General features: G+C 63.1%; 26 protein-coding genes and 1 pseudogene. 14 read left to right on the top strand and 13 right to left on the bottom strand.

The genetic code is table 11. The features are described from left to right. Positions 1-6 precede the first annotated feature (6 nt). The 4 genes from WMW70_RS16325 to WMW70_RS16310 all read right to left on the bottom strand — a co-directional run bounded on the left by WMW70_RS16325 (position 7) and on the right by WMW70_RS16310 (position 3627). On the bottom strand, positions 7-780 hold the full coding sequence (locus WMW70_RS16325) for a uroporphyrinogen-III synthase (RefSeq protein ID WP_341438522.1): 774 nt from the start codon (positions 778-780) through the stop codon (positions 7-9). Further along, complete coding sequence (hemC, locus tag WMW70_RS16320; RefSeq protein WP_341438521.1) at positions 777-1715, bottom strand: hydroxymethylbilane synthase; 939 nt, start codon at positions 1713-1715, stop codon at positions 777-779. Before hemC ends, WMW70_RS16325 begins: the two co-directional genes overlap by 4 nt. Positions 1716-1807: 92 nt before the next feature. Then, positions 1808-2554 (bottom strand): LytR/AlgR family response regulator transcription factor, encoded by a 747-nt coding sequence (locus tag WMW70_RS16315; protein ID WP_341438520.1) that lies wholly within the window; start codon positions 2552-2554, stop codon positions 1808-1810. Further along, on the bottom strand, positions 2551-3627 hold the full coding sequence (locus tag WMW70_RS16310; protein ID WP_341438519.1) for a sensor histidine kinase: 1077 nt from the start codon (positions 3625-3627) through the stop codon (positions 2551-2553). Before WMW70_RS16310 ends, WMW70_RS16315 begins: the two co-directional genes overlap by 4 nt. Before the next feature lie 243 nt (positions 3628-3870). Between WMW70_RS16310 and argH the strand changes: the two genes are divergently transcribed. From argH to WMW70_RS16285, 5 genes are all read left to right on the top strand, one after another. Beyond that, on the top strand, positions 3871-5265 hold the full coding sequence (argH, locus tag WMW70_RS16305) for an argininosuccinate lyase (RefSeq protein WP_341438518.1): 1395 nt from the start codon (positions 3871-3873) through the stop codon (positions 5263-5265). 253 nt (positions 5266-5518) lie between these two features. After that, positions 5519-6322: a substrate-binding periplasmic protein gene (locus WMW70_RS16300; RefSeq protein ID WP_341438517.1), complete on the top strand. Its 804-nt coding sequence runs from the start codon at positions 5519-5521 to the stop codon at positions 6320-6322. Positions 6323-6565: 243 nt separating this feature from the next. Next, positions 6566-6838, top strand: coding sequence for a hypothetical protein (locus tag WMW70_RS16295; protein ID WP_341438516.1), 273 nt, complete (start codon positions 6566-6568; stop codon positions 6836-6838). A 246-nt stretch (positions 6839-7084) separates the two neighbouring features. Then, on the top strand, positions 7085-7330 hold the full coding sequence (locus WMW70_RS16290; protein WP_339462395.1) for a TIGR02647 family protein: 246 nt from the start codon (positions 7085-7087) through the stop codon (positions 7328-7330). Between the two features lie 109 nt (positions 7331-7439). Then, positions 7440-10358 carry a class I adenylate cyclase gene (locus WMW70_RS16285; RefSeq protein ID WP_341438515.1) on the top strand — a complete coding sequence of 973 codons (2919 nt, stop codon included), beginning with the start codon at positions 7440-7442 and terminating at the stop codon, positions 10356-10358. Between the two features lie 18 nt (positions 10359-10376). Here the strand turns inward: WMW70_RS16285 and WMW70_RS16280 are convergent, their stop codons facing one another. The 5 genes from WMW70_RS16280 to WMW70_RS16260 all read right to left on the bottom strand — a co-directional run bounded on the left by WMW70_RS16280 (position 10377) and on the right by WMW70_RS16260 (position 13551). Next, positions 10377-11174: a lipase family protein gene (locus WMW70_RS16280; RefSeq protein WP_341438514.1), complete on the bottom strand. Its 798-nt coding sequence runs from the start codon at positions 11172-11174 to the stop codon at positions 10377-10379. A 70-nt stretch (positions 11175-11244) separates the two neighbouring features. Beyond that, complete coding sequence (gene rnk, locus WMW70_RS16275) at positions 11245-11652, bottom strand: nucleoside diphosphate kinase regulator (RefSeq protein WP_341438513.1); 408 nt, start codon at positions 11650-11652, stop codon at positions 11245-11247. A gap of 173 nt (positions 11653-11825) precedes the next feature. Further along, entirely contained in the window at positions 11826-12038 is a 213-nt protein-coding gene (locus WMW70_RS16270) for a DUF1289 domain-containing protein (protein WP_341438512.1), read from the bottom strand. Then, positions 12019-12351, bottom strand: coding sequence for an iron donor protein CyaY (gene cyaY, locus WMW70_RS16265; RefSeq protein WP_341438511.1), 333 nt, complete (start codon positions 12349-12351; stop codon positions 12019-12021). The genes WMW70_RS16270 and cyaY overlap by 20 nt, the downstream gene beginning before the upstream one ends. Positions 12352-12513: 162 nt before the next feature. Then, positions 12514-13551, bottom strand: coding sequence for an AraC family transcriptional regulator (locus WMW70_RS16260; protein WP_341438510.1), 1038 nt, complete (start codon positions 13549-13551; stop codon positions 12514-12516). Between the two features lie 147 nt (positions 13552-13698). Between WMW70_RS16260 and lptM the strand changes: the two genes are divergently transcribed. From lptM to WMW70_RS16230, 6 genes are all read left to right on the top strand, one after another. Next, a complete protein-coding gene (gene lptM, locus WMW70_RS16255) occupies positions 13699-13824 on the top strand; it encodes an LPS translocon maturation chaperone LptM (protein WP_325503902.1) in 126 nt (41 codons plus the stop codon). A 10-nt stretch (positions 13825-13834) separates the two neighbouring features. Next, positions 13835-15088, top strand: a complete 1254-nt coding sequence (lysA, locus tag WMW70_RS16250; protein ID WP_341438509.1) for a diaminopimelate decarboxylase — start codon at positions 13835-13837, stop codon at positions 15086-15088. A gap of 10 nt (positions 15089-15098) precedes the next feature. Next, a complete protein-coding gene (gene dapF, locus WMW70_RS16245) occupies positions 15099-15929 on the top strand; it encodes a diaminopimelate epimerase (protein ID WP_341438508.1) in 831 nt (276 codons plus the stop codon). After that, positions 15926-16621, top strand: coding sequence for a DUF484 family protein (locus WMW70_RS16240; RefSeq protein ID WP_341438507.1), 696 nt, complete (start codon positions 15926-15928; stop codon positions 16619-16621). Before dapF ends, WMW70_RS16240 begins: the two co-directional genes overlap by 4 nt. Positions 16622-16786: 165 nt before the next feature. Continuing rightward, entirely contained in the window at positions 16787-17737 is a 951-nt protein-coding gene (xerC, locus tag WMW70_RS16235) for a tyrosine recombinase XerC (RefSeq protein ID WP_341438506.1), read from the top strand. Continuing rightward, a complete protein-coding gene (locus WMW70_RS16230) occupies positions 17734-18429 on the top strand; it encodes an HAD family hydrolase (protein WP_341438505.1) in 696 nt (231 codons plus the stop codon). The genes xerC and WMW70_RS16230 overlap by 4 nt, the downstream gene beginning before the upstream one ends. 262 nt (positions 18430-18691) lie before the next feature. On the opposite strand, the gene sutA is transcribed toward WMW70_RS16230, so the two are convergent. From sutA to glnK, 4 genes are all read right to left on the bottom strand, one after another. Further along, positions 18692-19018, bottom strand: coding sequence for a transcriptional regulator SutA (sutA, locus tag WMW70_RS16225; RefSeq protein ID WP_341438504.1), 327 nt, complete (start codon positions 19016-19018; stop codon positions 18692-18694). A 256-nt stretch (positions 19019-19274) separates the two neighbouring features. Beyond that, positions 19275-20525: an ammonium transporter gene (locus tag WMW70_RS16220; RefSeq protein WP_341438503.1), complete on the bottom strand. Its 1251-nt coding sequence runs from the start codon at positions 20523-20525 to the stop codon at positions 19275-19277. Positions 20526-20603: 78 nt separating this feature from the next. Beyond that, positions 20604-21917: an ammonium transporter gene (locus WMW70_RS16215; protein ID WP_341438502.1), complete on the bottom strand. Its 1314-nt coding sequence runs from the start codon at positions 21915-21917 to the stop codon at positions 20604-20606. A 37-nt stretch (positions 21918-21954) separates the two neighbouring features. After that, entirely contained in the window at positions 21955-22293 is a 339-nt protein-coding gene (gene glnK, locus WMW70_RS16210) for a P-II family nitrogen regulator (protein WP_003096476.1), read from the bottom strand. A gap of 429 nt (positions 22294-22722) precedes the next feature. On the opposite strand from glnK, the gene WMW70_RS16205 reads away from it, so the two are divergent. The 3 genes and pseudogenes from WMW70_RS16205 (at position 22723) to WMW70_RS16195 (ending at position 24797) form a co-directional block, all read left to right on the top strand. Further along, positions 22723-22992 carry an accessory factor UbiK family protein gene (locus WMW70_RS16205; RefSeq protein WP_341438501.1) on the top strand — a complete coding sequence of 90 codons (270 nt, stop codon included), beginning with the start codon at positions 22723-22725 and terminating at the stop codon, positions 22990-22992. A gap of 39 nt (positions 22993-23031) precedes the next feature. Next, positions 23032-23679, top strand: a pseudogene (locus WMW70_RS16200) (magnesium chelatase domain-containing protein); the annotation flags it as partial. Positions 23680-24170: 491 nt separating this feature from the next. Then, positions 24171-24797, top strand: a complete 627-nt coding sequence (locus WMW70_RS16195) for a hypothetical protein (RefSeq protein WP_341438500.1) — start codon at positions 24171-24173, stop codon at positions 24795-24797. The last annotated feature ends 313 nt before the right edge of the window (positions 24798-25110 follow it).

Genomic DNA, 25110 nt, shown 5'->3' with positions numbered 1-25110 from the left:
TTTGCATCAGAGGTCGGGGGCAGGTTGCGCCTGCAACGCCGCCAGCAAGGCCGCGGCATTCGCGCCACGGCAGTCCACAACAAATTGCGCACCGGCCGCGCGGGCCATTTCGGCCACCCGCGGGCTGGGTACAAACAAGGGTAGACGGGCCAGCTGTGGCCAGTCGTGATCGGCCAGTTCGCGCAAATGCGCAAAACCCTGCCCACTGCTGACCACCAGGCCATTCAGTCGTTCGCCGGCGATGCGCTCAGGCAGCGCCGCCGGTGGGTATTCCGGCAACAGGCGGCGGTACAGTGGCAGATAGTCCACCTGCACACCTTGGCCGCGCAAGCAGTCGGCGAGTAACTCTCGGCCACCCTCGCCGCGCAGGATCAATACCTGCGGGGCAACGGTCGCGGCCAGCGCCTGCTGCAACTGCGGCAGGGCAAGCAGGGCCTCGCTGTCATCGCCCTGCCCGGGGTAATAAACACTCAGACCATGCTCACGGAGAATCTGCGCCGTGGCGGCACCGACACTGAACCAGGGCTGTTCGGCCGCAGGCTGGACCTGATAGCGATCCAGCAGGGCCAGGGCCAGCCGCGCCGCCGGTTTGCTCACCACAATCACCGCGCAGTAACGCTGCAGATCGAGCAGCAGCGCGCACTGCTCAGGGCTTTGCGCCAGGGCTTCGATGCGCAGCAGCGGCAGGCTGCTGCTATAAATACCGCGCGCCGCCAGGGTCGCCGCCAGCTCCGCCGATTCCTCGGCCGGCCGGGTCAGCAACAGACGCCAGGCGCTCACTCGGCGGCGGCCTCGCCATACACCGCTTGCAGAATGGCCGCCGCGCCCTGGGCCAGCAACGCCTCGGCCACCTGCACACCCAGCTGCTCGGCCTGCGCCGCCGGCGCACGGTTTTCCGCCCGCAGCAGCAGACCGCCATCCGGCTGCCCGACCAGGCCGCGCAGCCACAGCTGCTCGCCTTCCAGCACGGCGTAGCAGGCAATCGGTACCTGGCAGCCGCCATTCAGATGCTTGTTCAAGGCACGCTCGGCGGTCACCCGCAACGCGGTATCGCGGTGATGCAAGGGCGCGAGCAGGGCATGGATTTCACTATCGGCGCTGCGACATTCGATACCCACCGCGCCCTGGCCACCGGCCGGCAGGCTGTCCTCGGCGCTGATCGAGGAGCGGATGCGCGCTTCGAAACCGAGGCGAATCAGGCCGGCGGCGGCAAGGATGATGGCGTCGTACTCGCCGGCATCCAGCTTGGCCAGGCGGGTGTTGACGTTGCCACGCAGGAACTGGATTTTCAGATCCGGACGGCGCGCCAGCAGCTGGGCCTGACGGCGCAGGCTGGACGTGCCGACCACGCTGCCGGGCGGCAACGCATCGAGGCTGGCATAGGTATTGGAAACAAAGGCGTCACGCGGGTCTTCGCGTTCGCAGATGCAGTACAGGCCCAGGCCTTCGGGGAAATCCATGGGCACATCCTTCATCGAATGCACGGCGATATCGGCCTGGCCTTCAAGCAGGGCGGTTTCCAGCTCCTTGACGAACAGACCCTTGCCGCCGATTTTCGCCAGAGGCGCATCGAGCAGCTTGTCGCCGCGACTGACCATGGGTACCAGGCTGACGACCAGACCGGGATGGGCCTGCTCCAGGCGTGCCTTGACGTGCTCGGCCTGCCAAAGGGCCAGGGCGCTTTTACGGGTGGCAATACGAATTTCGCGGGACATGGGCAATTCCATAAAACGGACTGCCGGGGATAATAACAGGCTGGCTCACATCAGGCCTGCGACCCGGAGTCATCCGGGTTGCCCGTTCAGCCTCAGAGGTGATGCATCAACTTGCGCACCCCGGCCACATGCCGACGACTGACGATCAATGCCTCCTCGCCCATGCCCTTGAGGTACAGCTGGAAGTGCCCCAGCGGCGTGCGTTGCAAACGCTCGATGCGCTCGCGGGAGACCAGGGCGTTGCGGTGAATACGCACGAAGCGATCGCCGAATTCGTCTTCCAGGGCTTTCAGCGGCTCATCCAGCAGCACTTCGCCGCCGGCGTGGCGCAGGGTCACGTATTTGTGGTCGGCGATAAAGTAGATCACCTGATCCAGTGGAATCAGCTCGATGCCCTTGCGGGTGCGCGCGCTGATATGACTGCGCGGCCCGCCGCCGCTCTCGCCGGGGGGCCGGGTCAGGGCCGCCAGTTGCACACGATTGGGCCGCTCGGCTTTTTTCAGCGCTTCGCTGAGGCTTTCCGCGCGCACCGGCTTGACCAGATAACCCACCGCGCTGACCCTGAACGCCTCCAGGGCAAACTCGTCATGGGCGGTACAGAAGATCACCGCCGGCGGCGCTTCGCGCTCGCAGAGTTTGGCGGCAACCTGCAGGCCATCCAGGCCCGGCATACGGATATCCAGCAGCACCACATCGGGCTTCAGGCTATCGATCAGGCTCAGTGCCTCTTCGCCGTTGCTGGCCGCGGGTTCAAGCACACGGTAGCCCTCGAGTTCGCCCACCATTCGGCTCAGGCGCTCGCGGGCCAGGGGTTCGTCATCGACAATCAGGACATTCATAATGCACTGGCTTCCTGCATGGGTCTCGCACAAGGATAGCGTAGACAAGTGAAGTGGCGGCCGTCACGGCGCTCTACGCTGAGACTGGCCTGCGGCCCGAAAAGTGCCACCAGCCGCGCATCAATATTATTCAGCGCCTGCTGGGTCCCTCGCGAAACCTGCGGCGCATCCGGTTGATCGTAGGGATTGCTCACGCACAGCTGGAAGATGCCCTCCTGATAGCTCGCTGCAACGCGCACCAAGCCACCCTCGACACGCGGCTGTATGCCATAGATCAGGGCGTTCTCCAGCAAGGGCTGCAAGGTCAGCTGTGGAATGGGCAAATCCTCCGGCACGTCGACTATCTCCCACTGCAACTGTAGCCGTTCGCCAAGCCGATAGCGCTCGATCGACAAATATCGCTGCGCCAGCTCCAGCTCGTCGCGCCAGGGCACCAGGCTGCCGGGTTTGGCCAGGCTGGCGCGGAACAGATCGGACAGGTCCAGCACCGCCTGCTCGGCCTTGTGCGGATCGATCACCACCAGGCTGGCGATGCTGTTCAGGCTGTTGAACAGAAAGTGCGGGCGGATGCGCGCCTGCAACGACTCGATGCGTGCACGCAGCTCGGCCTGCTCCTGCCGGCGCCATTGGCTCTGCAGATAAAAATAGCGTAGCAGCAATGCCGACATGATCAGGCTGATCAGGGCGTGGCGCAGATACAGGTTGACCTCGCCAGTGCGCGGCAACGGCCCGCCCAGCTGGTAGTACTCGGCCACCGCGGTACAGGCCAGGGTCAGGCCAACCACTATGGCGCAGCACAGCACCCCGGCCACGGCCACGCGCATGCGCGCCATCAACGGCCGCAACCGGCACAGCAGGGCCGCCGAGAGCAGCACGTTCCATTGCACGAACAGCGAAGTCAGGGCCAGGCGCACCCAGTCGAAGCCGGGCAGCATGGGTTCCGAGAGCACCAGCACCAGCACCAGCAGCTCGGCCAGCAGCACCATGCTCAGCAGCGCATCGGGCCGGCATAGCTCGGGCACGAAGAAGTCATCGAGGGGCTGTGTGGCGGGAGTAGGTATTGTTGTTTTCATCGGCGCAGTTTCCGCGTAGCCCGGCCCAGCGGCAAGATAGACAATCCCGGCCGGGCAAAATAAAGCGCCGGGATGCGCTGCGGCCGCTCAAACTGTGACGCAGGCAACAGAGCCCGGGCGCGGATCGCGCCGACGAAGCAGCGCGGCGATTTTGCCCTTGAGCCTGTTATTATCCGCACAATTTTCCGCCTTGCTGGCTGCAGGGCAGCCAGCGCGCTTTAGCGCACCAGCCGAGTGAAGCCCATGAGCACTGAAAAAACCAATCAATCCTGGGGCGGCCGCTTCAGCGAACCCGTCGATGCCTTTGTCGCCCGCTTTACCGCTTCCGTCGAATTCGACAAGCGCCTGTATCGCCACGACATCATGGGCTCCATCGCCCACGCCACCATGCTGGCCAAAGTCGGCGTACTCAGCGATGCCGAGCGCGACAGCATCATCGAAGGCCTCAAGCAGATCCAGACGGAAATCGAAGCCGGCCAGTTCGACTGGCGCGTCGACCTGGAAGACGTGCACATGAACATCGAGGCGCGTCTGACCGACCGCATCGGCGTCACCGGTAAGAAGCTGCACACCGGCCGTTCGCGCAACGACCAGGTCGCCACCGATATCCGCCTGTGGCTGCGCGACGAGATCGACCTGATCCTCGGCGAAATCACCCGTCTGCAGCAGGGCCTGCTGGAGCAGGCCGAGCGTGAAGCCGAGACCATCATGCCGGGCTTTACCCACCTGCAAACCGCTCAGCCGGTAACCTTCGGCCACCATCTGCTGGCCTGGTTCGAGATGCTCAGCCGTGACCATGAGCGCCTGGTGGATTGCCGCAAGCGCACCAACCGCATGCCGCTGGGCTCGGCAGCGCTGGCCGGCACCACCTACCCGATTCAGCGCGAAGTCACCGCCGAACTGCTCGGCTTCGACGCCGTGGGCGGCAACTCCCTGGACGGCGTGTCGGATCGCGACTTCGCCATCGAGTTCTGCGCCGCCGCCTCGATTGCCATGATGCACCTGTCGCGCTTCTCCGAAGAGCTGGTGCTCTGGACCAGCGCGCAGTTCCAGTTTATCGACCTGCCGGATCGCTTCTGCACCGGCAGCTCGATCATGCCGCAAAAGAAAAACCCTGACGTTCCCGAGCTGGTGCGCGGCAAGACCGGCCGGGTATTCGGTGCCCTGACCGGCCTGCTGACCCTGATGAAAGGCCAACCGCTGGCCTACAACAAGGACAACCAGGAAGACAAGGAACCGCTGTTCGACGCCGCCGACACACTGCGTGACTCGCTGCGCGCCTTTGCCGACATGATCCCGGCCATTAGACCTAAGCACGCAATCATGCGTGAAGCGGCGCTGCGTGGTTTCTCCACCGCCACCGATTTGGCCGACTACCTGGTGCGCAAGGGCCTGCCGTTCCGTGACTGCCACGAGATCGTCGGCCACGCGGTGAAATACGGCGTCGACAGCGGCAAGGACCTGGCCGAGATGAGCCTGGACGAACTGCGCCAGTTCAGCGAGCAGATCGAGCAGGACGTGTTCGCCGTGCTGACCCTGGAAGGCTCGGTCAACGCCCGCGACCATATCGGCGGCACCGCGCCGAATCAGGTACGCGCTGCGGTACAGCGTGGCCGCGAACTGCTGGCCAGCCGCTAGGAAACTGCCGGGCTTGGCCGTTCCTCGCGAGCGGAAGCCCGGCTTGAGTAAGTTTTGCTGGTCTTTTGAAGCGGCGGGCCGCCCCGCGAATAGCGAGCTATTCAGCAAGAAAGAACAGCATAAATGGCCACCACCAGAAAGCGGGGCTTTGCCGCAGTAGGGCGGCGTTAAGTCCGACAGTCTCCTAGACTGAATCAAAGACAGGGCCGGTCCATGCAACCGGCCCAATCCCCGCACTCAACCAAGAGTTGCCATGCCCGCCATCGTGCTTCTGTTCTGCCTGCTGCTCAGCGGCGCGGCCCAGGCCGCCAGCAACTGTTCGCACACCTACCGTGTGGGCATCTCGCAGATCGGCTACAGCTACTACCTGCTGGATGACGGCACGCCTGCCGGTTCGGCCTTCGATTTCTACAAGGAGCTCGGCCAACGCAGCGGCTGTACCTTCCAGCTCTGGCCGCTGCCGCGCATACGCGCCTGGCATGAGGCCGACCTGGAGCATCTGGATATCATCTCGCCGACCATCCGAACCGACGAGCGCGATCAAAAGGGCGTGTTCGTCGAGTACTTCAAGAACCGCAACGATATCCTGATCGACCGCAGGCACGCCGCGGGGATCGACTCGCTGGCCCAGTTGCTGGCCGACCCGAGCATCAAGATCGGCCTGATCCGCGGCCACTCCAACGGCCCATACTTCGACCAACGTCTGGCCCCGCTCTATGCCCAACAGCGCATCCAGCTGTCGCCCACCCCGAACAACCTGTTCCTCAAGCTGCAGGCCGGGCGTATTCAGGCCACGGTGATGACTGCCGGGGTCTATCAGAAGGAACTGGATGAACTGGCCCTGGGCGAGCAGCTGCGCATTATCCAGGTACCGGAATCGGACGCCTTCGGCGTTGGCCTGTACCTCTCGCGGCGCACCCTGGACCAGACCAGCATCGACTGGCTGCGCCAGCATGTGCAGGCCATGATTGCCGACGGCACGCTGCGCACGCTGCTCAGCAAGCAACACGGCAAAGCCCTGACCGAGCGCTTCTACGAACAGGCCCCGCCCCCCTAACAGACCGTTGAAAAACTACCTACGTTGGCAATACTGCGTTAAAAACAGGCTCGGAAAGCCGCTTGCGGCTAACGCGCTTTAGCGCGACCCGAAGGGCGAGTGAAACGAGTAATGCTCATTTACAGCACGTAAACTCGCGTGCGAGCCCAGTCCGCTTCCTCGCCTGTTTTTGTGGGGCCGCCATCGGTATTGTCTTGCCTGCCTCGCCTACGTTTTTCAACAGCCTGCTATCTGGAGAACCCCTTGCACGAAGATGACGACAGCGAAGAACGCTTCGCCGAAGCGACCCTGATCCAGGCCGTGGAAAATCAGCTGGAGGCCGGCGAGCCGGCCTTTGTCCAGGCGGTGCTGAACAAGCTGCTGCTGGTTGGCTATGAACGCGAGGAAATCCTCCCGCTGATGGCTCTGGTTCTGGCCGACGAGATCGACGCCATGTTGCGCGACGACCGCCCCTTCAACGCCGCACGCTACGAGCAGGGCCTGCGCGCGCTACCGGAGCTGCCCGGCCAGGATTAGAAAAATCCTCTGACGCGGTTTTTAACCTCACGCAACAACGGCCCGCAGGGTGACGGCCATGGATGGCCCGCCATAAAAATTTTTAACCCGCGCCCCGCGACTTCTGGCAGCATCGAGTAGCGGCAGATTAGACCGGGCTTCACTACACTGCCTGGACTGGATGCAGCAGCTTCGTCGAATGCCGCATACCGCTTCCGCCGCCGGCCACTGGGCCGCGGCTTACCAAAACAAGAAGCAGGAGTACTTATGGCCTTTACCCCCGAGTTGCTTGCCGAACTGGAAATTCTCGCGCTGTTCAATCTGGGCAACACCCAGGAGGGCATCAAGGTTCACCACACGGCCACCCCCGCTGCCATCGCCGCCGCCAAACGGCTGCACGACAAAGGCCTGATCAGCCAGGCCGACGGCGGTTACCTGACCAGCCTGGGCCTGGATGCCGCCGAGCACACCCAGGTACTGCTGACCATCCTCAACGTACCGGAAGTGGTCTGACCCACCATCGCCTGCGTCGCCCCGCAACGCCTGGAGCGGGTATCGACGCAGGCCGCCACACCAACCAGCGGCCTCATCCCCTTGGCCTACCTTCCCGCAGAGCCCGAGCATGAGTCGCACCCAGGAAATTCGCCCGGATATCGACGAAGGCATCGACCGCAAGGTCCTCAGCCAGCTGCGCGCGCGTTTCCTCAAACTCAACCAGGGCCGCCTGCAGCGCGCCATGCAGGCCCTGTCAACGCGCCAGCAGCTGGTGCTCAAGCTGCTGCCGCTGCTGTTTCACGTCAACCATCCGCTGCTCCCCGGCTATGTCTCGGGGCTGACCCCGGCCGGCCTCAGCGGTTTCGAACCGAGTGACGAGCTGCTCGGCGAAGTTCAGCGCCTGACCCGCTCCTTCGCCTACAAGCCCTACCGCGGCAAGCAGACACTGCCGATCCACGGCCTGTTTCTGATGGGCAGCCTGGGCACCGTGGCCCAGGCCGAGAACAGCGACATGGACCTGTGGCTGTGCCATGCCAGCGATCTCAGCGCCCTGCAGCTCGACGAGCTACACAAGAAGTGCAGCCTGCTCGAAACCTGGGCCGCGACCCAGGGAGCCGAGGCGCATTTCTTTCTGATCGACCCGGCTCGTTTCACCCTGGGCGACCGCGCCACCCAGCTAACCTCGGATGACTGCGGCACCACCCAGCATTACCTGCTGCTTGACGAGTTCTACCGCACCGCGATCTGGCTCGGCGGGCGTACGCCGCTGTGGTGGCTGGTGCCGGTCTACGAAGAACAGCGCTACCAGCACTACATCGACACCCTGCTCTCGAAGCGCTTTATCCGCGCCGAAGAGGTGCTCGATCTCGGTCACCTGGCGCGCATCCCCGCCGATGAATTTATCGGGGCCGGCATGTGGCAGCTGTTCAAGGGCATCGAATCGCCCTACAAGTCGGTACTCAAGCTGCTGCTCACCGAGGTCTATGCCAGCGAGCACCCGAAGGTCCACTGCCTGTCGCTGCGCTTCAAGCAGGCGGTGTTCGCCAACCAGCTGGACCTCGACGAACTCGACCCTTATATCGTGGTGTACCGCCGCCTGGAGGAATACCTCAAGGCCCGCGGCGAGCACGAGCGCCTGGAGCTGATCCGCCGCTGCCTGTACCTGAAAGTGGACAGGAAACTCAGCCGTCCGCCGCGCAACCCGCACAAGAGCTGGCAGCGCCAGTTGCTCGAACGCCTGACCAACGACTGGAACTGGGACGCCCGCCAGCTGGCCCTGCTCGACAGCCGCAGCCAGTGGAAGGTGCGCCAGGTCGGGGCCGAGCGGCGCATGCTGGTCAACGAGCTGACCTACAGCTATCGCTTTCTCTCCGCCTTCGCCCGCAGCGAACATGCCGGCAGCTCCCTCAACAGCCGCGACCTCGGGGTACTCGGCCGCCGTCTGTATGCGGCTTTCGAGCGCAAGGCCGGCAAGGTCGAATTTATCAACCCCGGGATCGCCCCGGACCTGGCCGAAGATACCCTGACTCTGTCCCAGAGCCCCAGCCCGGATGCGCCCAACGAAAGCCAGTGGGCGCTCTATAGCGGCAGCGTCAACGCTCAGGAGCTGGAAAACTTCTCGCCGCTCAAGCGCACCCGCGAACTGATCGAGCTGCTCGCCTGGTGTCAGCGCAACGGCGTGATCGACAACAGCACACGACTGTCGCTGTACCCGGGCAGCAGCGACCTGAACGAGTACGAGCTGACCAATCTGCTGGCCAGCCTGCAGCAGGTGGTGCCCCTGCCGCTGCCGGCGGTCGATGAAAGCGCCCTGCTCAGCGCCAGCGTCCCCAGCGAAGTGCTGCTGCTGGTGAACGTCGGCATCGATCCGCTCAAGCACTTCAGCCAGCTGAATGTGCATATGACCAGCGAGCGTACCGATGCCCTGGGCTATTCCGGGGTGCGCGAAAACCTGATCCTGACCATCGACCAGGTCAGCCTAAACAGCTGGAACGAGCTGCTGGTGAGCCGCTACGACGGCCCCCACGCGCTGCTCGACTGCCTGCGTGACTTCCTCAACAGCCTGCCGGCCGGGGGCAAGCCACCGAACCTGCGGGTGCGCTGTTTCTGCCGCAATCGCGCCGGCACCATCGCCGAGCGGGTCGAGGAACTGTTCCGCGAAGCCCTGGGCAACTTCGGCAGCGCGCAGCGCAAGCGCTACCTGCTGCAGATCAAGCAGCACTACCACCTGCTCGAACTGATCCCGGGCCAGGTGCACCACACCGCCCTGAAAGACCTGCCCGCGCTGATCGAACACCTGGGCAGCGAGCAACCGCACTACAGCGAACTGCATCTGGATCGCAGCGCCCTGGAAGGTGACGACCTGGCCCTGATCCTGCCGTTCGGCCGGCCCCACTGCATCCAGGTGTTCTACCGCATCCACGAAACCAGCGGCCTGGCCGAAATCACCGTGCTCGACGAGCACAATGGGCTGTGGCGACAGCAGATGCCCTTCCGTGACGAACTGAGCCTGCTGACGCCCCTGCAACGCTTCCTGCAATCGGTGCTGTACCGGCGCAATGCCCTGCTGCCGCTGGACAACCTGCAGGACAATGCGCACCTGGACATCCATTACTACCGGGTCGAGCCGGATGCACCGCACCGGGCCCAGCGCCTGGAGCGCCGACCCGCGCCGCAGACACCGATCAGCCACCCCTTCTATGACGTACAGGCGATTGTCGAACCGGCCGACGGCAAGAAGTCCTCGGGCGCGATTCTTAATGTCGTGCAGCGGCGACCCGCAGGGGCGACAGGCCCCACGCGCTCCCACGTCACCCTGTACTGCAACCACCGCGAGTTTTCCGAACTGGAGTACGCCGGCGACCTGTTCGCCGCCGTGGCCCAGCACATTCTCTCCCAGCGTTCGGGCGGGGCCCGCTACCCCTGCTATATCACCGACCTGGATCTCTCCGCGGTGCTGGGCGAGGGGCATATGCAGACGGTGCATTACCTGCGCTACAAGACGCGCCTGGAAGAGGCGCTGAACAACGCCCTGCAGCAGGCCTGAGCCCGGCGCGGTAAACCGCTAGCGCATCGGTGCCTGTGGGTTTTGCAGCGCGTACAGGTAGCAGTCGGCCAGGCTGTGATTGGCCGCTACATCGGCATAGCTGGCGGTGAAGGTCACGGCCTGCCCCAGGTGCTGATAGAGCAAGCCATCCACCGCACCGGGCGGTACCTGCGGCACCAGATCGCTGTCGTTGACCAGGCGGAAGGTCGGCACCTGCAAGGCGTTGTAGTGAGCGGCAAAGTCCGTCGCCGCCAGACGCGGGCTGGCGAAGTTGTAATGTTCCAGCGGCAGATCCGGCCAGCGCTCGCGCAGATCCAGCACTGCCAGGCTCGACAGACTGCAACCCAGGCTATGGCCGCAGACCCAGAGACGTTCATTGGGCTGCAGGGCATCCACCTCATGCAGGGCCAGGTCGCGCAGCGAAGCGTAGAGCTTGAGAAAACCAGCATGTACCTGGCCTACACCTGGCTGCCAGGGGTAGGCACGCTGCTCGGCATCTAGATCGTCCAGCCAGTCCTGCACCGTGTCAGTGCCGCGAAACACCAGGTACAGCGCCCCCTCCGGATCGCGCGCGGCAAAGCCGAAGGGTTCGGATTCGTTGAGAAAGTGCAGCTCGCTGAGCACGCTCCAGATCGGCGCGGAGAAGCGCCAGCCGGGCAACCCAGGCGGTTGCCAGGCGAAGTCCTGAGGCCGCCGCGGCCGGTCCTGGGCTTGCCATTGGTCGTACTGGGCATAGGCCGCAGCGACCAGTTGGGCGCATTGCAGCGCCCGGGTCAGGGCAAAGCCCTGGGGGAAATACAGGGGCAGACTGGACATGGGGCCTCCTTGCCGGGTGGTACACCTCATGCAGCCTAGCCCAAACCCCCGAGGCGGCTAGCCGAACGGCTCAGCGGTTGTATTCGCCCGCAGCCTCGGGCTGATATTCAACCGCCAACAAGGTCAGTTGGAGCACCTTGCCGGTGGGGGAGGTCCAGTCGATATGCTGGCCCACGGACAAGCCCAGCAGGGCGCTGCCAACCGGCGCGAGGATCGATACCGTACCTTCGCCGCCGGCATCCTGCGGGTACACCAGTTTCAGGTGGTAGTCCTTGCCGCTGCTTTCTTCGCGGCAATGCACCTGCGAATTCATGGTCACCACACCCGCCGGCACCTCGTCGTGACCGACCACTTCGGCGCGGTCCAGCTCGGCCTGCAGGGCAACGGCACCGGGGCCGAAGTCGTCCAGGCTGTCGAGCAGATGCTCCAGACGCTGCAGGTCCAGACGGGTAATGGTGATCGAAGGTGCGCTGGTCATGGTGCGGGTAAATCTCCTTGGTCTGACCGCTGGAAACCACCGGGCGAACACGGTGCTGCATTCCAGACGGCCTTTGCCGGTTGCGGAAAAAGCAAAACCCCATCACGGGGATGGGGTTTTGCAAGAGTGATCCCGACCGTATCACAGCCACTCAAATAAACAAGGCCGCCTGGTCAGTGGATGCCGGGGCGCTGCTGCACGCGTGTCTCGGCGGCGGCGCAGATGGCGCGGCGACGCGGGCCGTCGGCCTGGCCCCACTCGAGAATCTCCGCCAGCGTGCGACCGCAGCCCAGGCAGATATCCCGCTCGTCCAGGCAGCACTGCCGGCGGCAGGGCGAGACGACCTGCGGGCTTGCGCCGGGGCTGTCAGAGCTCTTCGAACTCAAGGTCGGCACCGGATTGTTCCAGAGTGATGCGTGCCAGCATCTCGCCCAGCTGCTCGTCGCTGCTGTCGCAGATCCAGCGCTCGCTGGTCGGGTCGTAATCGAAATGGAAACCGCCGGAGCGCGCCGCCAGCCAGAGTTGGCGCAGCGGCTCCTGGCGGCTGAAGATCAGCTGGGTGCCGTTCTCGAAGCGCACGGTCAGTACCCCGGCAGAGTTTTCCAGATCCAGGTCCAGGTCGCTGTCATCGAAAATATCTTCCACCGCCTGCTGGGTGGCATCGACCAGATCGTGAAAGCGGGCTTCGGTCAAACTCATTGCGACTTACCTCAAAAGATTCAGCGACTGCACAGAATAGGCGTTATCAACGCGCCAGCCGGGAACCCACAAGGCAGGCGCAAGCGGCAAAGTGTACATGAGCATTGCCCCGATCAGGCTCCTGCGCAAGACGCTGCATGGCATCCGCCGGCGCGGTGGCTTTTATAATCCCAGGTGGCGGCGATACTCGCCGGGGCTCTGCCCGGTCCAGCGGCGAAAGGCTCGGGCCAGCGAACCCGGCTCGCTAAAGCCGACCAGAAAGGCGATTTCCGCCAGTTCCAGCGCCGGGTCGCGCAGGTAGTGCAACACCAGCTGCTGTCGCGTCTCGTCGACCAACTGGTTGAAGGACAGCCCGGCCTCGCGCAAACGCCGCTGCAGGGTGCGCGGGCTGAGGGCCAGGCGCGCGGCAATCAGGCCCAGGTCGGCACCGGCCTCGGGTAGCTGCCGGGCCAGCTCCAGCCTTGCGCGGTCGAGCACGCTTTGGCCCTGCTGGATTTCACCAAGCAGGCGATCGGCGTAGGCATCGAGCATCAGCCGCACCTGCGCGTCGGCCTGGCCGAGCGGCGTGCTCAGCAAGCGCTTGGGAAAAACCAGAGCATTGTCGGCCTGATCGAACAGCACCGGACAACGAAAGATGCGCTGATGCTCGCGCGTATCCGCCGGTGCCGCATGCTGGAAGCGCACTTCGCTGGGCGGTACATCCAGGCCGCTGATCCAGTGGCCGAAGGTCACCCAGGCGGCCAGGGTTTCTTCACTGAGCTGACGCTGCTGTTGCGCCAGCAAGGGCTGCCAGCTGTGCGCCACCTGGGGTTCGAGGCCTTCCCGGGGTGGCTCGTCGGCCAGGTCGACCCGACCCAGGTTGCCCACCAGGGTGGCATAGCGGGCCTGGCGATGGAGGGCATCGGCCAGGGTCGCGCAGCTCATGACCAGGTAACCCAGCACGCCGTAATAACCGGGGCGCACCGCCTCGCCCAGGTGCAGGCCGAGGCAGTCGTCGCCACTCAGCTGCACGCCCAGGTCGAGCAGCTCCAGATAAGTACTGGCGGCGATGCGCTGATCGCGCTGGGCGAGCAGCTGCGGGCTCAGTTGCGCCCGCTCAAGCAGGGCAGCGCTGGCCACGCCATGGCGCTCCAGGTAGTCGAGCAAACCCTGCAGGTAGGCCACCGAAACCGAGCTAGCAAGCGCTACGGGGTTGTCCATGCAGACTCCTGATCACTGGCCATGGGCGCAAAGATATCCGCCAAGATACAAGCAAAGCCCCGCCAGACGGGAATCCTGGCGCATAGGCAAGGGTCCGGGGGGTCGGTATACTCCTGCGCAATCATGCTTTATTACAAGGATTCCACCATGAAGCGGTTGTTTACTGCCCTTATTGCCTTGGTCGCCGTCACCACACTGCTCGCCGGTTGTGGTCAGAAAGGCCCGCTGTTCCTCCCGGAAGAAAGCCAGCCCGCCCCTGCGCAGACCGAATAAGGACAGCCCCATGAACGCCTTCAACTACCGCGACGGCGCGCTGTTCGCGGAAGGCGTGGCCTTGTCCGCCATCGCCCAACGCTTCGGTACGCCGACCTACGTCTACTCCCGTGCCCATATCGAGGCGCAATACCACGCCTATGCCGATGCCCTGGCCGGCATGCCCCATCTGGTCTGTTTTGCGGTCAAGGCCAACTCCAACCTCGGCGTGCTGAATGTCTTGGCACGCCTCGGCGCGGGCTTCGATATCGTCTCCCGTGGCGAACTGGAGCGGGTGCTGGCCGCCGGTGGCGAGGCGAGCAAGATCGTCTTCTCCGGCGTCGGCAAGAGCCGCGACGATATGCGCCGCGCCCTGGAAGTGGGCGTGCACTGCTTTAACGTCGAATCCACCGAAGAGCTGGAACGCCTGCAGCTGGTTGCCGCCGAACTGGGCAAGACCGCGGCGATTTCCCTGCGGGTCAACCCGGACGTCGACGCCGGCACCCACCCCTATATCTCCACGGGGCTGAAAGAGAACAAGTTCGGCATCGATATCGAGCAGGCCGAAGCGGTCTACGCCCGCGCCGCCGAATTGGCGAACCTGCAGATCATCGGCGTCGATTGCCATATCGGCTCGCAGCTGACCACCCTGCCGCCCTTTCTCGATGCCCTCGATCGCCTGCTGACGCTGATCGACCGTCTGGCCGCACGCGGCATCCAGATCAAGCATCTGGACCTGGGCGGCGGCCTCGGCGTGCAGTACCGCGACGAGCAGCCACCGCTGGCCGGCGACTATATCAAGGCGGTGCGTGAGCGCATTGCCGGCCGCGACCTGGCCCTGGTGTTCGAGCCGGGCCGCTCGATCGTGGCCAACGCCGGCGTGCTGCTGACCCGGGTCGAGTACCTCAAGCACACCGAACACAAGGACTTCGCCATCGTCGATGCGGCGATGAACGACCTGATCCGCCCGGCCCTGTACCAGGCCTGGATGGACGTGCAGGCGGTGCAGCCGCGCGACGGCAGCAGCCGCAACTACGACATAGTCGGGCCGATCTGCGAAACCGGCGACTTCCTCGCCAAGGACCGCGACCTGGTCCTGGCCGAAGGCGATCTGCTGGCCGTGCGCTCGGCCGGTGCTTATGGTTTTGTCATGAGCTCCAACTACAACACCCGCGGCCGCGCCGCCGAGGTGATGGTAGAGGGTGACCAGGCCTTCGAAGTGCGTCGCCGCGAGACGCTCAGCGAGCTGTTTGCCGGCGAAAGCTGCCTGCCGCCCGCCCGCTAAGGACAAGCTCATGTTATTGCGCTTTACCAAGATGCACGGCCTCGGCAACGACTTTATGGTCCTCGACCTGGTCAGCCAGCACGCACATATCCAGCCGAAGAACGCCAAGCAGTGGGGCGACCGCCACACCGGCGTGGGCTTCGATCAGCTGCTGATCGTCGAGCCGCCGAGCAACCCGGACGTCGACTTCCGCTACCGCATCTTCAATGCCGACGGCTCGGAAGTGGAGCAGTGCGGCAACGGTGCGCGCTGCTTCGCCCGCTTCGTGCTGGACAAGCGCCTGACGGTAAAGCGGCAGATGCGCGTGGAAACCAAGGGCGGCATCATCGAGCTGGACGTACGCAGCGACGGCCAGATCAGCGTCAACATGGGCCCGCCGCGACTGGTGCCGGCCGATATCCCGTTCCAGGCCGAGCAGCAGGCGCTGAGCTATGTGGTCGAGGTCGACGGGTTGAACGTCGAACTGGCCGCCGTGTCCATGGGCAACCCCCATGCCGTGCTGCGCGTCGACAGCGTCGACACTGCGCCGGTACACAGCCTGGGCGCGAAACTCGAACACCATCCGCGCTTTCCGCAGCGGGTCAATGTCGGTTTCCTCCAGGTGCTGGATCGCCAGCGCGCCAAGCTGCGCGTCTGGGAACGCGGTGCCGGGGAAACCCAGGCCTGCGGTACCGGTGCCTGCGCCGCGGCCGTAGCGGCGATCAGCCAGGGCTGGATGGATTCGCCGGTGCAGATCGAACTGCCGGGCGGCAAGCTGTCCATCGAGTGGGCAGGCCCAGGTCAGCCCGTTATGATGACCGGACCCGCGGTACGCGTGTACGAAGGACAGGTTCGCCTATGACCGACAAGCAGGATTCACCCAAACCACTGGATTCGGAAACAGTCGCCGCCTACCTGCGCCTGCATCCGGAATTCTTTATCGACCACGACGAGCTGATCCCCGAGCTGCGTATTCCGCACCAGCGCGGCGACACCGTGTCGCTGGTCGAGCGTCAGGTCAAACTGCTGCGCGAGCGCAATATCGAGATGCGCCATCGCCTCTCGCAACTGATGGACGTGGCCCGCGACAACGACCGCCTGTTCGACAAGACCCGTCGCCTGGTGCTCGATCTGCTCGACGCCAGCAGCCTGGAAGAAGTGGTCAGCTGTGTCGAAGACAGCCTGCGCAGCGAATTCCAGGTGCCCTTCGTCAGCCTGATCCTGTTCAGCGACGCCGCCTTGCCGGTGGGCCGTTCGGTCAGCAGCGCCGAAGCGCACCAGGCCATCGGCGGCCTGCTGGCCGGTGGCAAGACCATCTGCGGCGTGCTGCGCGAACATGAACTGAGTTTCCTGTTCGGCGCGGAAGGTACCCAGGTCGGCTCCGCCGCGGTGGTGGCACTGTCCTTTCAGGGCCTGCACGGCGTACTGGCGATCGGCAGCACTGACCCGCAACACTACAAGAGCTCCCTGGGCACCCTGTTCCTCGGCTATATCGCCGAAGTACTGGCCCGCGTCGTACCGGGTTTCGCCACGCCGCTGCGTTCGGTACGCTGACCCGTAGGATGGGTGGGACCGCCCAGGTTGAGCAAAGCGACAAAACGGCAGGATGCCGTTTTGCACCGCTTTAGCGGCCCGCAGGGTGAGGTGCATGGATGCACCTCATGACACCCATCAAAATCGCCGCGATGGGTTACGCGGCGCACGATTAATATCTGGCACATGAATCTTGCGCCACGCGCCGCTAACCCATCCTACGGAGCTTGCCGCTTGAAGCTTGAAGCTGCTCTTGACGCCTACCTCGAACACCTGCGCAGCGAGCGCCAGCTGTCGCCACACACCCTCACCGGTTATCGCCACGACCTGAGCACGCTGTTGGCGTTCTGCACCCAGGAGCAGATCGACAGCTGGGCCGCGCTCGATACCGCGCGCCTACGGCGTATGGTCGGCCGCCTGAATATGCAGGGGCAATCCAGCCGCAGCCTGGCGCGCCTGCTCTCGGCGACCCGCGGCCTGTACCGCTACCTGATCCGCGAAGGCCACTGCCAGAGCGACCCGGCCAGCGGCCTGAGCCCGCCCAAGGGCGAACGCCGCCTACCCAGAACCCTGGACACCGACCGCGCCGCGCAACTGCTCGACGGCGCGCTGGAGGACGACTTTATCGCCCGCCGCGACCAGGCCATGCTTGAGCTGTTCTACTCCTCGGGCCTGCGCCTGTCGGAGCTGGTCAGCCTCAACCTCGACGGCCTGGATCTGCCCGCCGGTCTGGTGCGGGTGCTCGGCAAGGGCAACAAGACCCGCGAACTGCCGCTCGGACGCATGGCGCGCCAGGCCATGGAACAGTGGCTACCGCTGCGCGCGCTGGCCAACCCGAGCGACGGCGCGGTCTTTATCAGCCAGCAAGGCCGCCGCATCGGCCCGCGCGCGGTGCAGCTGCGGGTACGCCAGGCCGGCGTGCGCGAACTCGGTCAGCACCTGCACCCGCATATGCTGCGCCACAGTTTCGCCAGCCATATGCTGGAATCATCCCAGGACCTGCGCGCGGTGCAGGAACTGCTCGGCCACGCCGATATCGCCACCACCCAGGTCTACACCCACCTGGATTTCCAGCACCTGGCCACGGTCTATGACAAGGCCCACCCCCGAGCCAAACGCAAAGGCAGCACAGAATGAGCATCCAGCTGATTACCTTCGACCTCGACGACACCCTGTGGGATGTCACTCCAGTGATGCAGGACGCCGAGGCGGCGCTGCGCAACTGGCTGGCCATGCATGCGCCACGCCTGGGTGCGGTGCCGGTGGAGCATCTGTGGACCATCCGTGCCGGCCTGCTGCAGGCCGAGCCGATGCTCAAGCACCGCCTCAGTGAGCTGCGCCGGCGCATTCTGTTCCAGGCCCTGGAGAACGCCGGTTACCCGCACAGCGATGCCCAGGTGCTGGCCGAGGCCGGCTTCCAGGTGTTCCTCGCGGCGCGCCATCAGGTCGAGCTGTTCGCCGAAGTGCATCCGACCCTGGAAACCCTGGCCAACCGCTTCCAGCTCGGAGTGATCACCAACGGCAATGCCGATGTGCGCCGCCTGGGCCTGGCCGATTACTTCCAGTTCGCCCTGTGCGCCGAGGAGCTGGGGGTCGGCAAGCCCGATCCCAAGCCCTTCCAGGAAGCCCTCAGACGCGCAGGAATCGCCGCCGAGCATGCGGTGCATATCGGCGACCACCCCAGCGACGATATCGCCGGGGCCCAGGCCGCCGGCCTGCGCGCCATCTGGTTCAACCCCCAGGGCAAGGCCTGGGAGGCCGACAACACCCCGGACGGGCAGATTCGCAGCCTCGCCGAATTGCCCGCGCTGCTGCATAGCTGGGCGTAAACCGATAGAGCCGCGCCCACAAGCCCTACGTCGCGCAGCGACGGCCCGAAGAGGGTGACACTGCTTGCAGGAGCCACCCAGGAGAGGGTGCGCCGCGTGCACCAAGAGTCGACAGCTAGAACTGGTGCGCACAGCGCACCCTACGAAATCAGATCCCTTCACACTTAGGTGCCGGCACCTGAACGCAGCAGTGGACGAGGAAAAGCCACAAAAAAGCCCGCACGGCGTCTGCCATGCGGGCTTTTTGCGCTATGCCAACCGCTTAAATGGGGCGGCTGCCATATTTGCTATCCGGCTTCTTGGGCGGATCGGAGACCACATTCGGCTCGACTTCCTGCACCTTGCCGCCGCGGGAAAGAAACTCTTCCATGGCGCGGGCCAGGGCATCGCGCTCTTTCTGCTTGGCTTCGATGCTGGGCAGCTCCTCGACGTCAACGGCAGCCTTGACCTTCTTGCTTTTGCTGGCGGGTACGACTTCGTCGTCACCGTCATCATCCACACTGTCGCCATCGTCGGCGGCGGCCAGTTCCTCGCCGTCGTCCTCGTCAGCGCCTTCCAGTTCGTCGTGTTCCAGATCTTCGTCGCTCATGTTCAACCTCATGACTTGCGAAAAGCAGAGTAGTTATAGCCCAGCTGCGTCAGCTTTCTAACGTCGCTGGAAAAAAATCCTGTGGCCTTGCCCGGATTGAGCGCTACGCATCGGCGATCTGCGCTCAACGGCGCGCATTCTAGGGTCTGTTGCCGGTGCATCACAACAGCAGCGTGCGCAAACTCCGGCAGGCTCTGACGGCCCGCAGAAAAAACAAAGGGCGCCATAAAGGCGCCCTCGTCGAAACTCCGGACAATCAGTTCTTGGTGAACTCCGGATAGGCTTCCATACCGCACTCGGCGATGTCCACGCCTTCGTATTCTTCTTCCTCGGTAACGCGCAGGCCGATCACCAGCTTGATGATGGACCAGACGATCAGGCTGGCGATAAACACCCAGGCGAAGATCGCACCGATACCCAGCAGCTGGGCACCCAGGCTGGAGTCGCTGTTGGTCAGGCAGACAGCCAGCAGGCCCCAGATACCGACCACACCGTGGACGGAGATGGCACCGACTGGATCGTCGAGCTTGAGCTTGTCCAGGCCGAGGATGGAGAACACCACCAGCACGCCACCCACGCCACCGATCAGGGTTGCTTGCAGGGCAGTCGGGGTCAGCGGCTCGGCGGTGATGGCCACCAGGCCAGCCAGGGCACCGTTGAGGGCCATGGTCAGGTCAGCCTTGCCGAACAGGATACGCGCCACGATCAGCGCCGCAATCAGACCGCCGGCAGCGGACATGTTGGTGTTAACGAACACGTTGGCCACGGCGTTGGCGTCTTCGATGGTGCTCATCTTCAGCTGCGAGCCGCCGTTGAAACCGAACCAGCCCATCCACAGGATAAAGGTACCCAGGGCTGCCATCGGCAGGTTGGCACCCGGAATGGCGTTGACCTGGCCATTGGCACCGTACTTGCCCTTACGCGCACCCAGCAGCAGCACGCCAGCCAGAGCAGCGGCAGCACCGGCCATATGCACCACACCGGAACCGGCGAAGTCGAGGAAGCCCGCTTCGTTGAGGAAGCCCGAACCCCATTTCCAGAAGCCCTGTACCGGGTAGATGAAACCGGTCATGACCACGGCGAAAGCCAGGAAGGCCCACAGCTTCATGCGCTCGGCCACGGCACCGGAGACAATCGACATGCAGGTCGCGGCAAACACCACCTGGAAGAAGAAGTCGGAACGGGCCGAGTAGTAGGGCGCGTCATCACCGCCGGCCAGAACCGACTCGACGCTGTTCTCTTCACCCAGCAGGAAGCCCAGGCTTGGCAGAATGCCGCCTTCCGGGCTGGAGTACATGATGTGGTAGCCGATCACCAGGTACATCACGCTGGCCACTGCGTACAGGGCGATGTTCTTGGTGAGAATCTCGGTGGTGTTCTTGGCCCGCACCAACCCGGATTCGAGCATGGCAAAACCCGCTGCCATCCACATCACCAGGGCGCCGCAAACCAAAAAGTAGAAGGTATCAAAACCGTACTGCAGTGCAGTCAATGCTGTGTTGTCCATGGTTCACCTCTTGCCGTGCGCTTTATAGCGCTATTCGGTTAAGGCGTCCGGGGTTGGCTCCGGACGCGCTCCGTGTGCTTACAGGTTGTAGCCGCGCTCGTTATGCAGGGCGAGATCGAGGCCGATGGTCTCTTCCTCGTCACTGACACGCAGGCCCATTACTAGGTCGATCACTTTCAGGATCACGAAGGTCACCAGCGCGGTGTACACCACCGTGAAGGCCACCCCCTCGAACTGCACCCACAACTGCGCAGGAATGTTCTCCACTTCGCCAAAGCCACCCAGCGCCGGCGCGGCGAACGCCCCGGTGAGAATAGCCCCGACGATACCGCCCACGGCATGCACGCCGAAAACGTCCAGAGAGTCGTCATAACCCAGTTTGCGTTTCAGGCTGGTGGCACAGAAGAAGCAGATCACCCCGCTGGCCAGGCCGATCGCCAGGGCCCCCATGGGACCGGCCGTACCGGACGCCGGAGTGATGGCCACCAGGCCCGCCACCGCACCCGAAGCAATGCCCAGCACGCTGGGTTTGCGATGGGTGATCCACTCGGCGAACATCCAGCTCAGCGCCGCGGTGGCAGTGGCAATCTGGGTCACCAGCATGGCCATACCAGCGCTGCCGTTGGCGGCCAGAGCCGAGCCGGCGTTGAAGCCGAACCAGCCGACCCAGAGCATGCTTGCGCCGATCAGGGTGTAGCCGAGGTTGTGCGGCGGCATGGCGGTAGTCGGGAAGCCCTTGCGCTTGCCCAACACCAGACAGGCCACCAGCCCGGCAATACCCGCGTTGATGTGCACCACGGTGCCACCCGCGAAGTCCAGCACACCCCAGTCCCACATCAGTGCGCCGTCGCCGGCCCAGACCATATGCGCGATGGGCGCATAGACCAGGGTGAACCACACCGCCATGAAGATCAGCATGGCCGAGAACTTCATGCGCTCGGCAAAGGCTCCGACGATCAGGGCGGGAGTGATAATGGCAAAGGTCATCTGGAAGGTGATGAACACCGACTCCGGCACCGTGGCCACCAGGCTGTCCAGGGTCAGACCACTGAGGAAGGCTTTGGAGAAACCGCCGACAAAGGAGTTGAGATTGACCACACCCTGCTCCATGCCGGTGGTGTCAAATGCCAGGCTGTAGCCGTAAACGACCCACAGGATGCTGATCAGACCGGTCACGGCAAAGCACTGCATCAACACCGACAGCACGTTCTTGGAACGCACCATGCCGGCATAGAACAGTGCCAGACCGGGAATGGTCATAAACAGCACCAGCACAGTGGCCACCAGCATCCAGGCTGTGTCGCCGCTGCTCAGGCTTGCCTCTTCGGCCATGGCAAAGCCAGGAACGAGAGACAAAAGGGCTCCTAGCCCTGCGATTTTTCGCAGAGTCATGGTTTAACTCCTGGGGCGTGTGGGGTTCGAAGGGCGTTTAGATCGCGTCGGTATCGGTTTCGCCGGTACGGATGCGGATCGCCTGTTCCAGGTTTACAACGAAAATCTTGCCGTCACCGATCTTGCCGGTGTTGGCGGCCTTGGTAATGGCCTCGATCACACGATCGAGCTGATCGTCAGCGATGGCCACGTCGATTTTCACCTTCGGCAAAAAATCGACCACGTATTCGGCACCGCGGTACAACTCGGTATGGCCTTTCTGACGACCGAAGCCTTTGACTTCAGTGACAGTGATGCCCTGCACGCCGATCTCCGACAGTGACTCACGGACGTCGTCCAGCTTGAACGGCTTGATGATGGCAGTGACTAGCTTCATGTAACTTTCTCCCGTGTAAGGTGGACTTGCCCCAGGAATTACGAACCCGACTCAAGTCTAAGCGCAGTGTCTGGCTTTTGTAATGCATCGCGGCCCTGACCCAGCGGCACCGATGCTCACCAACAGATCCCGGCGAAGCACTTCCCCGCTTCGCCTGACGCACCGGAACTGCATCGGAGCATGCGTCGCAAGAGACAAAGCAGAAAGCCTGCCAACTCCCGTAAAAGCCACTTATTTCATGTAGTTAGCCACCAAACAGGGGCTTATCGCGGACATTTGGACGCAATCAACGCACAACAATGGTGCGACACCCTGCCACCCCACGCGCGAAAAGCGTGCAGCGCGCCCGCCCAGTGCGCCAGTCTCGCCCAGGCAAGCCGTCCGGCACTGCGTGCTACACTGGCGACCATCTGTTACCGGAACCTCACCATGCTGCCACCCAAAGCCTTGCTCGACGCCCTTAGCCATCAGGCCTCCCGCCTGTTCAACAGCGACAGCCCGCTGCCACGCAGCGAGCTGGAAGCCCAGTTCAAGCTGTTGCTGCAAAGCGGCTTCAGCAAGCTCGACCTGGTCAGCCGCGACGAATTCGACAGCCAGATGGTCGTACTGGCCCGCACCCGTGCCCGCCTGGAAGCCCTAGAAGCCAAAGTCGCCGAGATGGAAGCCCGCAGCCCAGAAGCCGCCGCCACCCACGAGTAACACCCGCAGCGGATGCCTCAGCCGATCAAGGAGTGATCGATGTCCCTGGCCATAGTCCACAGCCGCGCCCAAGTCGGCGTCGAAGCTCCGGCAGTGACGGTCGAGGCCCATCTGGCCAACGGCCTGCCTTCCCTGGCCCTGGTCGGCCTGCCGGAAACAGCGGTCAAGGAAAGCAAGGACCGGGTGCGCAGCGCCATCCTCAACTGCGCCTTCGAGTTCCCGCCCAGACGCATCACCCTCAATCTGGCCCCGGCGGATCTACCCAAGGACGGCGGGCGTTTCGACCTGGCGATTGCCTTGGGCATTCTCGCCGCCAGCGGCCAGGTGCCGGCCAGCGCATTGGAGCAGCTCGAATGCCTTGGCGAGCTGGCGCTGTCCGGGGCGATTCGCCCAGTACAGGGCGTGCTGCCCGCCGCACTGGCCGCCCGCGCCGCCGGCCGCACCTTAATGGTGCCCAAGGCCAACGCCGAAGAAGCCAGCCTGGCCTCGGGGCTGGACGTGATCGCGGTGGAGCACCTGCTCGAAGTCGCCGCCCATCTCAATGGCCAGACGCCCATCGCGCCCTATCAGGCCCAGGGCCTGCTGCGCCAGGTGCTGCCCTACCCGGACCTTGCCGAAGTGCAGGGCCAGATCGCCGCCAAGCGCGCCCTGCTGGTGGCCGCGGCCGGCTCGCACAATCTACTTCTTTTAGTCAACCATTAGACCCCATTACTGTTGGAACCGTCAGACGTGCGGAGACTTGCTATCCGTGCGTATGGCGGTTGGACAGGACGTGTCGTTAGGGGTAGCGTCTCAACACTAAGACGGAGATAACAAAATGAAACTTTCAGGGTTACTAATAACGCTGCTCGCTTGTTCAGGTGTCGCCAATGCAGAAGCGTGGCGTGACTGCGTCCCTAACTCGATTGGCCCCGGTGGCTGTGATTCGATTGCCCCTGGTGGCGGAAAGTCGATTGCACCTGGCGGCGGATTATCCATTGGGCCTGGCGGCGGCCTATCTATAGGCCCAGGTGGTGGCCAGTCAATTGCCCCCGGCGGTGGTCAATCCATTGCGCCTGGTGGAGGCCAGGCTCTGGATAGAGATAGAACTAGGGGCCTAAACACCGACACTATGCAACCGTACGAGAATAACGATATTTACAACTCAGATTATTAATCGGGCAGGGAGCAGGCAACCAATGGAGCAAAAATATATTGTCTCCCTATCCGGGAATATCTTACGGGACTCAATGGAGGAAACTATTGAGAGCCTATCGTCGATATTTCTTGATAAACAGCCCACCGAAATCGAAAGCCTAATTAGAAGCAAAGCCACAATAAAAAGGGCTGTAGATTTAAATCTTGCAAATAAAATCAAATCCAGAATGGAACAGGCTGGGGTTGAGTGCATAATAGCAATTGACTCAACGCCCCCCACAACAACCCCCACAGTGAAAACCGCCGAAGTAATATCTAAATCTCCTGAGCCGAACACGAAGAATAGCTATAAACACGAAGGAGCCATATACATATCAATTTCCATAGCATTAACATTCGTTCTACTATTGATATCGAGTGGCTATGACCCACGCGGCGGATTCTTTTGGAGCTTGACGAATAGTATGTATTTGTATAGCGGATATCCTTTTTGTGAGGGCACTCCACCATACAACGTTGAATGTTACGGCGAATTCAACTTCAGCATCAAAACCAAACACGCACTAATTTTGCTTATCGCTATTCTCACCTACGGCATTGGGCGTTATAAAAATTACTTTAACTCTGTGGGCTATTACGTCAAAAAAGTCACCCGTATTTTCAACTAACCCCTTTGTAACCCCCTGCCTGAAGGCAAAACTCTCCCTTAAGCTAGAGAGTTTAGCTTTCAGGTTGGGCCTATGCATATCTGGGAATTCAAAGAGTTTAACTCTCCTGCAATTGGCAGTCCTCAAGATTTAAGTCCTCGGACTTTGGCGTTTTCCTCTTAAAAAGCCTTACAGATATCGCCACAACTTTGTTTGTCATTTTAATCTATGCCACCACGACACAAATACACGTATTAAGGCTACGGATTTCACTCACCGAACAACAATCTAATACTCCCTAGCATATTAGAACCAAAGCCACCTCCAAATCTCG

This window comes from Pseudomonas sp. XK-1, assembly GCF_038069885.1.
GTDB lineage: Bacteria > Pseudomonadota > Gammaproteobacteria > Pseudomonadales > Pseudomonadaceae > Aquipseudomonas.
Note: the sequence above shows the minus strand (reverse complement) of the source record. Positions and strands in the feature narration are given on the sequence as shown.

What these genes read in the sequence shown, in the direction of transcription:
- hemC (WP_341438521.1), bottom strand. Translation starts at nt 1,715, where the DNA reads ATGTCCCGCGAAATTCGTATTGCCACCCGTAAAAGCGCCCTGGCCCTT.
- WMW70_RS16315 (WP_341438520.1), bottom strand. Translation starts at nt 2,554, where the DNA reads ATGAATGTCCTGATTGTCGATGACGAACCCCTGGCCCGCGAGCGCCTG.
- WMW70_RS16310 (WP_341438519.1), bottom strand. Translation starts at nt 3,627, where the DNA reads ATGAAAACAACAATACCTACTCCCGCCACACAGCCCCTCGATGACTTC.
- argH (WP_341438518.1), top strand. Translation starts at nt 3,871, where the DNA reads ATGAGCACTGAAAAAACCAATCAATCCTGGGGCGGCCGCTTCAGCGAA.
- WMW70_RS16300 (WP_341438517.1), top strand. Translation starts at nt 5,519, where the DNA reads ATGCCCGCCATCGTGCTTCTGTTCTGCCTGCTGCTCAGCGGCGCGGCC.
- WMW70_RS16290 (WP_339462395.1), top strand. Translation starts at nt 7,085, where the DNA reads ATGGCCTTTACCCCCGAGTTGCTTGCCGAACTGGAAATTCTCGCGCTG.
- WMW70_RS16285 (WP_341438515.1), top strand. Translation starts at nt 7,440, where the DNA reads ATGAGTCGCACCCAGGAAATTCGCCCGGATATCGACGAAGGCATCGAC.
- WMW70_RS16280 (WP_341438514.1), bottom strand. Translation starts at nt 11,174, where the DNA reads ATGTCCAGTCTGCCCCTGTATTTCCCCCAGGGCTTTGCCCTGACCCGG.
- rnk (WP_341438513.1), bottom strand. Translation starts at nt 11,652, where the DNA reads ATGACCAGCGCACCTTCGATCACCATTACCCGTCTGGACCTGCAGCGT.
- cyaY (WP_341438511.1), bottom strand. Translation starts at nt 12,351, where the DNA reads ATGAGTTTGACCGAAGCCCGCTTTCACGATCTGGTCGATGCCACCCAG.
- WMW70_RS16260 (WP_341438510.1), bottom strand. Translation starts at nt 13,551, where the DNA reads ATGGACAACCCCGTAGCGCTTGCTAGCTCGGTTTCGGTGGCCTACCTG.
- lptM (WP_325503902.1), top strand. Translation starts at nt 13,699, where the DNA reads ATGAAGCGGTTGTTTACTGCCCTTATTGCCTTGGTCGCCGTCACCACA.
- lysA (WP_341438509.1), top strand. Translation starts at nt 13,835, where the DNA reads ATGAACGCCTTCAACTACCGCGACGGCGCGCTGTTCGCGGAAGGCGTG.
- dapF (WP_341438508.1), top strand. Translation starts at nt 15,099, where the DNA reads ATGTTATTGCGCTTTACCAAGATGCACGGCCTCGGCAACGACTTTATG.
- WMW70_RS16240 (WP_341438507.1), top strand. Translation starts at nt 15,926, where the DNA reads ATGACCGACAAGCAGGATTCACCCAAACCACTGGATTCGGAAACAGTC.
- xerC (WP_341438506.1), top strand. Translation starts at nt 16,787, where the DNA reads ATGAATCTTGCGCCACGCGCCGCTAACCCATCCTACGGAGCTTGCCGC.
- WMW70_RS16230 (WP_341438505.1), top strand. Translation starts at nt 17,734, where the DNA reads ATGAGCATCCAGCTGATTACCTTCGACCTCGACGACACCCTGTGGGAT.
- sutA (WP_341438504.1), bottom strand. Translation starts at nt 19,018, where the DNA reads ATGAGCGACGAAGATCTGGAACACGACGAACTGGAAGGCGCTGACGAG.
- WMW70_RS16220 (WP_341438503.1), bottom strand. Translation starts at nt 20,525, where the DNA reads ATGGACAACACAGCATTGACTGCACTGCAGTACGGTTTTGATACCTTC.
- WMW70_RS16215 (WP_341438502.1), bottom strand. Translation starts at nt 21,917, where the DNA reads ATGACTCTGCGAAAAATCGCAGGGCTAGGAGCCCTTTTGTCTCTCGTT.
- glnK (WP_003096476.1), bottom strand. Translation starts at nt 22,293, where the DNA reads ATGAAGCTAGTCACTGCCATCATCAAGCCGTTCAAGCTGGACGACGTC.
- WMW70_RS16205 (WP_341438501.1), top strand. Translation starts at nt 22,723, where the DNA reads ATGCTGCCACCCAAAGCCTTGCTCGACGCCCTTAGCCATCAGGCCTCC.
- WMW70_RS16195 (WP_341438500.1), top strand. Translation starts at nt 24,171, where the DNA reads ATGGAGCAAAAATATATTGTCTCCCTATCCGGGAATATCTTACGGGAC.